The 12,815-nt window shown below is 36.6% G+C and carries 15 protein-coding genes; all 15 read right to left on the bottom strand.

Annotated features, from left to right (window positions below):
• Positions 1–375 precede the first annotated feature (375 nt).
• The 15 genes from ACQY73_RS00500 to ACQY73_RS00430 all read right to left on the bottom strand — a co-directional run bounded on the left by ACQY73_RS00500 (position 376) and on the right by ACQY73_RS00430 (position 12,793).
• A complete protein-coding gene (locus ACQY73_RS00500; protein ID WP_428659936.1) occupies positions 376–804 on the bottom strand; it encodes a hypothetical protein in 429 nt (142 codons plus the stop codon).
• Positions 805–835: 31 nt separating this feature from the next.
• Positions 836–1,501, bottom strand: a complete 666-nt coding sequence (locus ACQY73_RS00495; protein WP_428659933.1) for a porin family protein — start codon at positions 1,499–1,501, stop codon at positions 836–838.
• 142 nt (positions 1,502–1,643) lie between these two features.
• Positions 1,644–1,880 (bottom strand): hypothetical protein, encoded by a 237-nt coding sequence (locus ACQY73_RS00490; RefSeq protein ID WP_428659930.1) that lies wholly within the window; start codon positions 1,878–1,880, stop codon positions 1,644–1,646.
• 51 nt (positions 1,881–1,931) lie between these two features.
• Complete coding sequence (locus ACQY73_RS00485; RefSeq protein ID WP_428659927.1) at positions 1,932–2,432, bottom strand: general stress protein; 501 nt, start codon at positions 2,430–2,432, stop codon at positions 1,932–1,934.
• A 60-nt stretch (positions 2,433–2,492) separates the two neighbouring features.
• A complete protein-coding gene (locus tag ACQY73_RS00480) occupies positions 2,493–2,966 on the bottom strand; it encodes a Dps family protein (RefSeq protein ID WP_428659925.1) in 474 nt (157 codons plus the stop codon).
• 40 nt (positions 2,967–3,006) lie between these two features.
• Positions 3,007–3,447: a hypothetical protein gene (locus ACQY73_RS00475; protein WP_428659922.1), complete on the bottom strand. Its 441-nt coding sequence runs from the start codon at positions 3,445–3,447 to the stop codon at positions 3,007–3,009.
• Between the two features lie 163 nt (positions 3,448–3,610).
• Positions 3,611–4,366 (bottom strand): DUF6544 family protein, encoded by a 756-nt coding sequence (locus tag ACQY73_RS00470; RefSeq protein ID WP_428659919.1) that lies wholly within the window; start codon positions 4,364–4,366, stop codon positions 3,611–3,613.
• A 94-nt stretch (positions 4,367–4,460) separates the two neighbouring features.
• Positions 4,461–4,916: a hypothetical protein gene (locus ACQY73_RS00465; RefSeq protein WP_428659916.1), complete on the bottom strand. Its 456-nt coding sequence runs from the start codon at positions 4,914–4,916 to the stop codon at positions 4,461–4,463.
• Between the two features lie 108 nt (positions 4,917–5,024).
• A complete protein-coding gene (locus ACQY73_RS00460; protein ID WP_428659914.1) occupies positions 5,025–5,705 on the bottom strand; it encodes a hypothetical protein in 681 nt (226 codons plus the stop codon).
• Positions 5,706–5,826: 121 nt separating this feature from the next.
• Complete coding sequence (locus ACQY73_RS00455) at positions 5,827–6,411, bottom strand: hypothetical protein (protein ID WP_428659911.1); 585 nt, start codon at positions 6,409–6,411, stop codon at positions 5,827–5,829.
• Positions 6,412–6,518: 107 nt separating this feature from the next.
• Positions 6,519–7,385 carry a cupin-like domain-containing protein gene (locus tag ACQY73_RS00450; RefSeq protein ID WP_428659909.1) on the bottom strand — a complete coding sequence of 289 codons (867 nt, stop codon included), beginning with the start codon at positions 7,383–7,385 and terminating at the stop codon, positions 6,519–6,521.
• Positions 7,386–7,741: 356 nt separating this feature from the next.
• The gene (gene mgtA / locus ACQY73_RS00445) at positions 7,742–10,261 is read right to left on the bottom strand and encodes a magnesium-translocating P-type ATPase (RefSeq protein WP_428659907.1); all 2,520 of its coding nucleotides are present in this window, start codon (positions 10,259–10,261) and stop codon (positions 7,742–7,744) included.
• 147 nt (positions 10,262–10,408) lie between these two features.
• A complete protein-coding gene (locus ACQY73_RS00440; protein ID WP_428659904.1) occupies positions 10,409–10,765 on the bottom strand; it encodes a hypothetical protein in 357 nt (118 codons plus the stop codon).
• An 11-nt stretch (positions 10,766–10,776) separates the two neighbouring features.
• A complete protein-coding gene (locus ACQY73_RS00435) occupies positions 10,777–11,688 on the bottom strand; it encodes a DnaJ C-terminal domain-containing protein (protein ID WP_428659901.1) in 912 nt (303 codons plus the stop codon).
• Between the two features lies 1 nt (position 11,689).
• Positions 11,690–12,793, bottom strand: coding sequence for an alkene reductase (locus ACQY73_RS00430; RefSeq protein ID WP_428659899.1), 1,104 nt, complete (start codon positions 12,791–12,793; stop codon positions 11,690–11,692).
• Positions 12,794–12,815: the final 22 nt, after the last annotated feature.

Here is a 12,815-nt window from a genome sequence, read left to right as displayed (position 1 = left end):
GACTCTCTCCTTCTATGAATATAAAGAAATTGATTATTATGAAGCTCTGCAATAATCAAGGATATGAAGACTTCAGGAAGTGGCTAATAGAAATTTATCAAAAATTGTCGCATGAAAACCCTGATAGTATATTGAAAAATTTAAACAGGTTTTGAAAGCAATTGAATACTTAAATAGCATTAAGTACAAAGAGTAACTCTAATCAACAACGCCTCGAAATATCTTTTTCGAGGCGTTGTTAGTTTAACATCATAGCAAGAGTACCTTTTATGTAAGTTTTTTAATTTGCACTCTTTAACACAAAACCCCTCTGCTTTTCAATTTGAGATGCTGCAGAACAAGGATAAATAATTACATCGTCACACTTTAAAAATCTTAAAAATTATCAGTTGATAATACAACCTGTGTGCCCGGAAATTGAACACTTGGATCGTCTTCGGCGGTAATAAATATTTTTGTTGGTTTAACGGAAGATACCGTCTCAAAGTTTGCTTTCAGTTGCCTTGACATATGGCTTGCTGAACTTTTTATTTGCCCAATATTTTTCGATATATCGTGATCCGTAATCATCCAAACGATATACGTTTGTTTTGACGGCTGTAATCTTTGAACCTCCGCTAAATCCTGCAGGTGAATTTGAACAACATAGTTCTTATTTTTGTCGTTAGACACTTTTACATACCCTCGCGCTGCCGGAACGACCGGCGATGTTAAAAAGTTAACTTTCTTAGAACACGAGACAATTGAAAACAACAACAGGATGCTAAAAAAAATCAGTATACTGTTTTTTTTGATGATTTTCATTATAGCCATTTTAAGTTTATTAATAGACGTGCTAAAATCTAATTCCAATGGTACCTTGTAACCACGTATTTTTATAACGTGGGGTTGTAGCTGTACCATCTCCATTATTATTCATGCTATCCCAGCCTGCTCTTGCACCAATTATAAAATGGTTTAAGTTAATGTCCACGCCGCCTATGAAGCATAGGGTATTTTTACGAATATTGTCATTTTCAAACTCGCTTTCCTGTTGAACAGTCGTAATGCCATTTTCAAAGACATTCTTTTGTTTCAATAAATATGAAAATTGAGGGCCGACTAAGAGTGTTAAAAACCCGGCAGGTTTTATGGCAAGAAACAAAGGGACATCAATATACGTTGTAGTACGTGTGAAATCATAGGCGCTACCAAGTATTCTGCCTGTTGCATGAAAGCCTTTTTGGGAAAGTAACATTTCGGGTTGAATTCCTATAAATGCTCCGATAGGAATTGACAGAAATAGGCCTCCCGCAAAACCTGCTTTAGCACTTGATTTAAATTCTTCTCCCTTGGTATCATATACATTTGAGTAGTTCATTCCGGCTTTTACGCCAACCTGAATTTTTTTGCGATTGTCAATGAGGCCTCCCTGTGCACATATACTGCCTGCAAAAACTGTCATTATTACCAGTACTGTCAATATTCTTTTTTCCATTTTCTTTACAATTAGTTTTTTCATGTTATTATGCCCTTACTTAGATCAATACGTATTTTTGATCACCGGATATTTAAATGATTTGTCAAGTTCATCCATATCTTGACTAAATTAAGTTTTAAACATTCTCTATCTCTCTTCCCCGTCTACTTGCAATTATTTATCGTCATTTTACATCCATAATTTCTTTTGTTACGGTACTATGGTTAACTGCATATCTTTTCAAAAGCCCGGTTAAAGATTCGTAATAATCATTTAAATTTTTGATGCTTATTTCAGGATCAATAACATCAGGAATTGAAATCGGCATTTCTAAAATATATTTAGACAATTCAGGAAATTTTTCGTGAATTATCATCGTGATTTTCAGAATATCAGCATTAAGATCGTTTTTTGTTTTCATAAATCATGGGCGCTCTCAACTGTGTTTAAACAAACTGAAAAATCAATTATTTTAATAAACCATTTTATACCCTACGCCCAGTATTTCCTTTGCGCTTTGCGCCTCAGTCTCTGTGCCATGCGCAAGAAGCATGAATTTGCCGGCTTTTATTTCCGTTTCATATTTCAAAATACTGTCTTTCTCAATACCCAAACTAACTAAAGCTGCACCAAGTACACTCAATCCTCCGACAGTGACAGCGCCCTCCAATGCTCCTACCAACGATGCCACTAATGGACCCGCAATCAGTAATGGCCCCAAACCGGGAATAAGAAAAAAGGCGGAACCAAACAATAAACCCCATACACCGCCCCAAAAAGCTCCAATACCACCCCATTTCTGCATACGGTCGCCTATATTATAGTACCCAACCACATTTTCGTCGGTGTGATAATCCTTTCCCACGATGGAGATCTGTTTCATATCGTAGCCGCTTTTTTGCAACTTTCTGACCGCCTGCTCTGCTTCATCATGGGTGTCGTAAAGCGCAACGATTGTATTTTCGTTTTTCATCAATATAAAATTAAGTGTATCCTAAAAATTTAATAACTCCGGTGTGTATACAAAAGGGCATCAGTTTAAGTATCTTCGCAATACCCAAGCGGTAGTTTCGTGCTGCTCAATGATCCCCGTGAGGAAATCCGTAGTACCTGCATCTTTGTTTTTTTCGTTAGAGGTTTCAATATCTTTTCGTAATTGGATAATTATAGATTCATAATCGCCCAACAGCTCTTTCATCATTTCTTTCTGTGAAGGATATTTATCCGGTGATTCTTTCAGCGTAGAGCGTTCGGAAAATTCTTTCATGGTACCAATTGTTTTCCCGCCAAGCTTATTGATTCTTTCGGCCACCAAATCGATGGTTTGTTCAAGCTCAGTATATTGACTTTGAAATAATTTATGAAGTTCCATAAAGCTTTGCCCGGATACATTCCAATGAAACTTTCTTGTTTTGATGTACAACGTCATTTCATTCGACAACATAGTAGAAAGCAGCGTAATACTTTTATACAGGTGTTTTTCGGCAATACCAATTTCCGGTTTCATATTTCTGTTTTTTAGCGAAGACAATGTATTATTTTTTAAATTATTTAGTGTTTTTAACGGTTAGGTCATTGAATGCTTTACCCATCTTGTCCATATCGTGACTGAATTCAACTTTGAATTTTTCCCAATTCTCTTTACCTTCTTCTTTATAGTCATCTATTTTCTTTTTCATATCAGTGTTCTTTTTCTCCAGAGCATCAATTTTCTTTTTATAATCAGCTCTGGTCTCTTTTTTTTCAAGCGCTATCCGCGATCTAAAATCAGCAATACTTTTATCATTTGCGGCAATCTTTTCAGTTGTTTCTTTTTTATAATTTTCAATATCTGTCAAATATTCACTTTTTGCTTCTTTTAAATCCTCATTGGCTTCCTTTACATTGACTTCAGCATCTTCCACTTTTTTTTCGGGGTTCTTACAGCCGGTCAAAATACTGTCATTTACAATGGCAAGTACTGCCAGTAATAAAATTGTCTTTTTCATTTTAATTGAATTTATCTAAATTGTAATTTATTTTTTATTAATTGCCAAAATTGGAAAAGAATACTATTACAAAGGTGAGTTTTTTGGACTTAAAAATTGTTACACAATTACATATAAGAATTGCATCATTCACACATTATCACAGGCAAGCCACTATGTTTTTTTAGTTGGTATATTTTTCGGGCTTGTTATACTCTATTTCTGTAATATTAAACTTAGCATAAGTAAAATCACTTTTTTTCAATCTCCACAGCACTTCGAAAGTTAAGGGAACAAAAACATCATTCATTTCTTTATAACCAGAAGATTTAACAACCCATGTCTCGAGTTTTTTTTCGTCCATATATCGTTTAGTCTCCATTTGAATTATCTCACCGATTTTATTAAATGTGATGATAAAAAACAGCGATAGCCCATTATAGTCTAATGTCAATTTTGCTGTTTGCGAATCAATTGGGAGCCATTTCAGTCTTTCGCCGGGTAATAAATTTGTAGGATACAAAATACTTTCCCCAAGCCATCGGAGCAGTTCACCTTGATTATATTGTCCGCCTTTGGCATCTGCGATAGTATATAATGAAAAAAGAGAAACGATGAGCCTTCCTTTATCAGCAATGTACATATCACGGGCAATGAACATTGAGGTAGTTCCTTTCCAAATAAAGCCGGGCTTTTCCATTGTTGCATACTGCTCTCCTTTTATATTTACCCACGTTTTATTTAAGCCCGGCTTAAATTGCCCATCGTGCTTAATTCTTGCATAACTGATATAAGGCTGGCCATCTTTTAAAATATGATTAAAATAGCGTTGCACTGGTTCGGGCAATCCGGCGAGTTGATAACGGTAGAATATTTTATTGGATATGCTTTTTGATTGTAAAAAAAGCTCCTCCACTTCTTTGTTGAATTTAGCAGACATATTTATTCGTGCGCCAATAATAATTACAAAAATAAGCACCAATACTATCGTTATAGTTATCATAAATATTTCAAATATCATTATTAAAATAAAATTACTGTTTCTTATAAAAGTCTCTTACTTGTGGCAACAACGCAAAAAAAATCAAAACGATAGAAAGAAACATATAAAATGTCTGGAGCCAGCCTACAGCTTGAATAAAGATGGTTTCCACCTGTATCCAAATAATGAGTGCAAAAGCCACGTAAATACTGAATGACCACGCCCAATGCATATCTTTAAAGAAATTAAAATATTCACCAACTTTATTTTTTCTTTTTTTCAATAATGCAAACACTATGAGACAGGGAATAAGGCCTAAAACAAAAAATAAGATGGTCCCCGGAATAAGAAAATCATGAAATGGTGAGTTTCTCAAAATTGAAAGGGGAAGTCCTCCTAAAAGTTTACCGGAAGGTGAAAGAATTAAAGCCACACCACCACTTAATGCGCTTATGCCGAGAAATGATAATAGGCATAGATAGACATATATTGCTGTTTTCGATTTCATATTTAACCTTTCCCTATTTATTTTCTATCCTTGATCATCAACAAGCCATTATGTCTCTGCTATCTTGTCCTATCCAAATAACTAATCGTATTACAAGAATGACGACTGTCATTGTATTTTTTGTGTATGTGCGGTAGTTGCGATCTTTCTAAACATTAAAGCCAGCAACAACATTGATAATGGACCGGTGATGATCCAAGGAGTGGCAATGAGAAGTAGTTTCTCCGAAAAGTCGGGGTAGAAATACACAAAAGCTATCAGGGGAGTGCCGAGGCCATGAAACAAGAAGGAATACCTAACCCACTTTTGAAATCCCTTTTTTTCAAACAGTGGTACCGCAAATAGTGTAGCCAACCCCATTGCTATGTAACCAATGGCATCAAAATCCCAGAAAAGTGAATGAGGGGTTTGTTTTAGAATCGTAATCTCATTTGAATGCCCTTTCATAGTCATTGGGATTACGGTTGCTAATTGAACAACATAATTAGCCGTTACGAATACTGCATAAATAATCGTAAATATAAGTGAGGCATGACTCCAAAACTTCTTTTCATCTTTTGTAACATGATATAGAGCGAGAATTTCAAACAAAAAAGGAACAACAATGCAAAGTGAAAATCCATAGATTAAAATTTCATCCGTTGGATATAAAAGTAAGCCCAAAATTTGTAATGACTGAGCAATACCAAATGCTGAAATAGCAATAAATGCAAAAGAGCCGGCCCAAAAACCAATTTTTAAAATTGCCCTATCCAAAATGAAATTATCGCAATTGCTATTTACTTCCATAAGAGTTTTAAATTAATTATGTATGGCATAGATTTAATAACACTCTTTTCATTATAGCAAATAAAAAACTCCTCAAGAGTAAAGGCCTTGAGAATTTTTTAAGGACAATCTTTATAGTTAATTACATGAGCCTTGTAAAATAAGATACGGTACCGTCCATACTCACCTGTACCACAATTTTCTTGTTTTCTTTTTTCAGTTCTACAAAGTAATGATCAGAATCTTCAAATTGTTGATTAAAGAAAATCATACCGGACTTTATAAGCCCATTGTCATCGTATTCTAAAATATCGCCTACGGTATAGCTCTTGAAGTTTTCATTAATGTATTTACGTGCGGTGGCAGGTAAATCTGAGAAGGTTTTAACAGTGGTTGTACCAACAAGCTTAGTGTCATAATCATAGAAGGCAGTTTTAACTTTCCCATCTTTCATAAAAGTCGCTTCATCAAAATGAGCTGTTCTTTCCCACTGCACATCTTGGGAAATACCGAAATCATTTATCAGTTGTTGCTTAGATTGTTCACTCACTGTTTTCCCATTCAATTTTCTTAGCTCCATCTTAGCCTCATGCTTTTCCAGCCTAAGCTCAGGCTCTTTTTTTTCAATTCTTACAATATCTTTTTTAATATCATCCTTTTCTGTTTGAGCGTTTATTGCAGTAACAAAGGCAAGTAATGCAACGATAGCTAAAAATATTTTTTTCATGTTATTTTTCAAAAATTGTTTAAATTATTATTCAAAGTTGCGCACTTTATCACTCTCAAACGTTATATAGTAAAAGAAATAACTTACGTAATTCACACATTGTTCTTTTACAAATCATCAATAGCTTTTTTTGCTTTTCTTTCAGCTATTTCTTCTTTTAAAGTAAGCCATTTCTTACCCCATATTTTTCCCATTAATTTATCAAATGGCATAAGAACTCCAATATTTATAACTCCCTGCATTTTTGTTTTTATTGTTGGCGCAATTTTGCGGTAGCTTATTGAGAAGCTCCTCTCCAAGTAGGTCATATAATGCCAGTAGCCGCTGGGCATAAATATAGAGTCTCCATGTTCCAGTATATGATCGTATCCTTTTATATATTTTAATCCGGGGTATTTATCGCTGTCAATTTTATCAATATCTATTAATGAATACGTGTTGAATGGCAAACGATACAATAAATCATTGTATTCCGGAGCTATCAGAACAACGCGCTTTTGCCCACCAAAGTGGGTTAACAGGACATTAGACATATCAATGTCATAATGTATACGTACGGTGGTATCTTTGCCTCCAAAAAACATGTATCCCATGTTGTCTAAAACGCCTTCAAATATATGAGGGCATGGAAATTCGTTTCTGAGGTTAGGGTTACTTTTAAAAAAATTAAATAGGAATATCCTCAAATCGGTACGCTCATTGTTCTCAATAATTGTTAAATAATCGCCAAACTTCATTTTTAAATCGGGCAAGGTATGAGCTGACGACGCACTTTGTTTATTGGAATTATCATAAACGCCGATTTCCAAATCTCCCATTGTTTCTTTAAAGTAATTAATAGTCCATTTTTTGCCGGCTATTTCATTATCAGTCAACCCCTTAATCACTACGGGCTTTTGAGGCAAGAAATAATTATCGTTGAAGTCTTTCAAACCTGTAGAATCTAAAATATCTATTTTTAGTGTTAAATCCATATTATTTGAGCTCGGGTTTATACTGATAATTGTGTTATTTTTTTGCTAAAAATTACCATATCAAAAATAACGCATGGGCATATACTTTATCCTTTGAATAAAGAATAATCCAAACGAGTCAACGAAAAAATAAAGGATTTTAAATTTGCCGGCGCTTGTATACTATGCTTAAAAGAAAGCCGGAAACATTAAGAATTGTTTTAAAAGAAATTCAGTAAACGCACCTTTTCTCGAAAGCATTTCAAGTCACCTATGGCTGAAGAAACGGCATTACCTCCTGCTTCGATCGCCATTTTTATGGTATTTCCTAAATATGAATTACGGAGTTAATTTCTCTATTCTGTTTTTTGGTTTTTTTATAAACTCCTGTATTTTTTAAAAAACCAAACTTTCAATATGTCAGCCGTGATAATATATACTATTACGATCAATAGCATTGTAGCTAAATAATTGAATGGCAAAGGCACTAAGCCAATGTCGTTAGCAAAAGGCAAATAAGGTAGCGAAATGGTAAGTGTCAAGCCAATAACACTCAAAATGAAAAGCGAATTAGTTGGTTTGCTCTTGAAAAAGTTTTTGTGCGTACGGATAATAAACAAAATAAACAATTCCGAAAGTACAGATTCGATGAACCATCCCGTTTGAAATGAAGCCTCTTTTAACTGAAAGCCATATAGAAGTATGAGAAATGTAATAATATCAAATAACGAACTGTGAATACCGAAAACGACCATGTAATTTCGAATAAGTTTTAAATCCCATTTTCTGGGTGCGGCTAATTGTTCTTCATCTACGTTATCGGAGGCAACGGCTAAATATGGAAAATCTGTGATGAAATTAGTCAACAAAATCTGCTTAGGAAGCATCGGCAGAAAAGGCAACAGCAATGATGCCGCCGCCACGCTACACATATTGCCAAAGGTAGATCCGGTACTGATGTAAATGTATTTTAAGGTATTGGCAAAGGTTTTGCGTCCTTCTTTGATACCATCAACGAGTACCGATAAATCTTTTTCCATCAATACAAAATCGGCCGCTTCACGAGCTACGTCCACTGCATTTTCAACCGAAATGCCAACATCTGCTGCATGGATTGCCGTTACATCATTAATGCCATCGCCCATATAGGCAACAGTATAGGTTCTGCGTAATGCCAAAATGATGCGTTCTTTTTGTTGTGGTTCTACTTCCGCAAAAATGTGCGTTCGTTTGGCCAAAAGTTTTAAGGCGTCTGTACTTGTATTGTTAATTTCTGCACCGGTCAAAATCACAGGATTTTTAATACCAATGGCCAAAGCAATAGATTTAGCTACGTTTTTATTATCTCCTGTGATGATTTTTAAGTTTACCCGGAGCGCCTTTAAAGCTTCAATTGTTTCGGTTATCCCTGCTTTTATAGGATCTTCGAGCAAGATAAAGCCTGCAAAAATCATATCTTTTTCATCGTCTTTGGAGATAGCATTCGACTCAATATTTTTAAAACAAATACCAATCGCCCGTAGGCCTTTAATGCCAAACTGCTCAAATCTTTTTTCTATTTCCGGCTGATGCAAGCTAATATTTTCGATGTTTCCATTGCTGAGTTTTACTTTCGTACAAATCCCGAAAACTTCTATAAAAGCCCCTTTTGTAATCAGTAATTTTTCATTTTGCCTGTTGATGGCGATGCTTAGTCTTTTACGAATAAAATCATAAGGCACTTCACCCATTTTCTCGGCTTTTACTTTTATTTCGGGTGTTAATTTCTTCAAAGCATCATCAATCGGATTAACATACCCTGATTCAAAAGCAGCATTCCAATAAGCGAGTTCTTTTACCAACTCATTTTCTTCGCCAAAGGCATTTACCAATCCCGAAACGTTGATGACACCTTCGGTTATTGTTCCTGTTTTGTCGGTACAGAACAAATTCACTTCGCCCAAATTCTGAATAGAATTAAGTTTTTTTACGATAACCTTCTTTTCCAACATTCGTTTTGCACCTGCACTCATGGCAATTGTTGTAATAGCAGGCAATAATTCGGGAGCCATACCAACCGCCAAAGCCAATGCAAACAATGCCGATTCTACGACGTTTTTATGATTCAATAAATTGACAACTAATATAAATAGTGAAAGAACCAAGGTTATTTTCATCAGGAAATAGCCAAAATCTCTGATACCTTTTTCAAATGCAGTTTCTATTTTTGAAGTAACACTTTGTGTCAGGTTGCCAAAAATGGTATTCGCTCCTGTTTCAATTACTAATGCTTTGGCATTGCCGCTTACAATATTTGCACCTTCCCAGAGGCAATTTGTTCTTTTCGACAATTCCGTTTCTCCGGCTAAAGCCCCTTTTTCTTTTCTTACAGGAAATGATTCTCCTGTTAAACCGGCTTCATTTACATTCAATTCATTGGCTTCTATCAACAGGCAATCGGCGGGAATCATGTCACCCGCATTGAAAATGAGTACATCACCCATCACAACATCTTGATTATTGATTTCCTGCGCCTTACCATCTCGTAAAACCGTACTTTTCAGCAAAATCATGGATTGTAGTTTTTCGATAACCCTGTCTGCATTTCGTTCTTGAAAAAAACTGAGTAAACCTGTAGAAACTACGATAAAAAGAATGATAAAAACATCGGAAGTATCCCCCAAAAAAGCTGATATAATGACCGCACCAATGAGCAGAAGCATCAAAGGGCTTTTAAATTGAGAGATAATAAGTAGAAAGTTCTTTTCAAAAACAGAGCGTTTTTTTATAAACTGTGCCGATTGTTGCAATATTTTCTCAGCATTGGCCTGCGAAAGTCCATTTTCAGAACTTCCTGATTTTTGATACCAATAGGAAGGTTCAAACTGCCAAAATTTATTTGGGGGAACAATTTTCATAAGGAGTAATTTTGCATTATTGCTTATCCCAAACAAGCAATAATCGGTTCAATCACCGGTTTAGTTTCATTGGGATTACTGACTTGAATACAACTGATTCCCATATTTTTAGCGGAAATCATTGCCCTCTTCGAATTCAGTTTTTTTTCACAAATCGGCCAATTCCCATAACCAACGGGCAATTTCTTCGTTTAATGAAGGGATCTGCATAACCATCAAATTAAACCCTTTTTTGCTCATGCGCCAATCAATGTGCATTGTTTTGACGGCGGCATCATACACGTATATTTTTTTAAAATGATGTCTGCCGTTTATGCCGGCTAATTTGCATATTTGCAATGATTTTTGCAATGCTTCCAGTAAGGTTTCCGGAGTAACTTCTTCCGATACTATCAAGTGTCGAAGCGAGTATGGTCGCATAGAATGATAAAACGCATCTTCAAATTCGCTTAATGAAATATGAGTTTTGATTGAAGAATAAAGAATTATCGTATCTGTTTTCATACTATTAAAAATTATACCGTCGCTTTGAGTTGTTCAAACAAATCTCGTTGCATATCAGTAAGTTTATCAGGGATCTGTACCTGGAATAAAAGCGTAAGATTCCCAAAGTCATTCGGTTTTTCATAGACGGGCATTCCTTTCCCTTTTAAGCGAATGGTTTTCCCGTTTTGAGTTCCCTGCCCAATTTTTATTTTTACCTGCCCCGATAACAAAGTGTTGACCACAATTTCACCACCCAATACTGCAGTATATACATCAATGCTAATTGTATCATATAAATCATCGCCTTTACGGATAAAGTGTGCATGTGGCTTCACTTTTACCCGTACAAACAAATCACCGCGATTTTCCCGGTTGCTTCCCCGGGCGCCTTTGTTTTTTATTCGCAGCACTTGGCCATCATAAGAACCCGGTTTTACAGCAATCCGAAATTTTTCATTTTCGACCTGAATGGTACGATCCGCACCCTGATAAGCTTCTTCCAAACTGATTTCCATCTCCGTTTCATAATCCCCTCCCCTTCTGCTTTGAGTATTTGCCGCATCTCTTGCGTTGCCCGCAAAAAACCGGTCAAAGAAATCAGAGAAATCGGCCTGCCCTCCAAACCCTTCATTTGAGCCATAGTATTGCTGAGCTCCGTCGGCACTACCCGCTCCGCCAAAAGGATTTCCTGCACTTTGGTTGCCGCTTTGTTCATATTGTTGCCAATTTTCGCCCAATTCGTCGTATTTCTTTCGTTTTTCCGGATTGCTTAAAACGCTGTTTGCTTCGTTGGCAAGTTTAAAGACTTCTTCCGCTTTTTTATTATCGGGGTTTTTATCAGGATGGTTTTTTACCGCTATGTTCCTGAATGCTTTTTTAATTTCATCTTGAGTAGCTTTCCTGTCTACTCCCAGTATTTTGTAATAATCTTTATATTCCACCTTATTGGTAAATTACTTCGACTTTATGTACCGGATAATCCGTGTAGCCATTTTCGTCTGCCGAATAAAAGAAATCCATTTTAAGATCTTCGGATAAAACCCAATTGTTTTCCAATCTTTCTACCAGATCAGGATTATTAATAAACGGCCGGCCGAATGCCACAAGGTCGGCCAAGCTGCTTTGAAGATCGGCTTCTGCTTTCTCTAGGTCATAGCCCCCGGAAAGAATCAATGTATTGTTAAAATTTTGCCGTATCCGCTTTTTAATTTCCAAAGGAACGGGAGGCGCTCCCATAGCCGAATGATCAACAAGGTGTATATACGCAATGCCAAGCTTGCTAAGTTGCTCCGAAAGGTAGCTATAAGTGGCATCTATCTCCGGGTACTGCGGCATATCGCTTGCCGTTCCGTAAGGAGACAACCGAATGCCCGTTTTTTCTTTCCCAATAGCTTCTGCTACGGCAGTAACGACTTCAACCACAAACCGGCAACGATTTTCAATAGTACCGCCATAGCGGTCATCACGTATATTGCTTATGGGGGATAGAAACTCCTCCAACAGATAACCGTTTGCGCCGTGGAGTTCTACCCCGTCAAACCCTGCCTCCATCGCATTTTCGGCGGCGGCAGCAAACTCGGCTATGGCATGTAGAATAGCTCCGTCTGTCATTTCTGTAGGTACGCAAAAATCCTGCAGTTTTTGGGCATCAGTCCACATCTGCCCATTCGCTTTTATGGCCGATGGTGCCATTACCTGCGCTCCTTCGGGCATATTGAGCGGGTGGCTTATTCTGCCGGTATGCATCAACTGAACAATTATTTTTCCCCCCTTTTTATGTACGGCCGAAGTGGTCTTTTTCCAGCCTTCTATTTGCGATTCATTAAACAGCCCGGGAATTCGGGCATAGCCCAATCCATTAGGAGATGGCGATGTTCCTTCAGTAATGATCAATCCCGCCCCGGCTCGTTGCTCATAATAGACTGCCATTAATGCATTGGCGGTGTTGCCGATTGCTCTGCACCGGGTCATGGGAGCCATAACCACGTGATTTTTCAATGCTATGCTTCCCACCGTTGTTGGGGTAAATAATTTATATTCTTTCATGATTTTTATCCGAATTTTTCCG

Origin of the sequence: Runella sp. (assembly GCF_965279615.1) — a bacterium.
GTDB lineage: Bacteria > Bacteroidota > Bacteroidia > Cytophagales > Spirosomataceae > Runella.
Note: the sequence above shows the minus strand (reverse complement) of the source record. Positions and strands in the feature narration are given on the sequence as shown.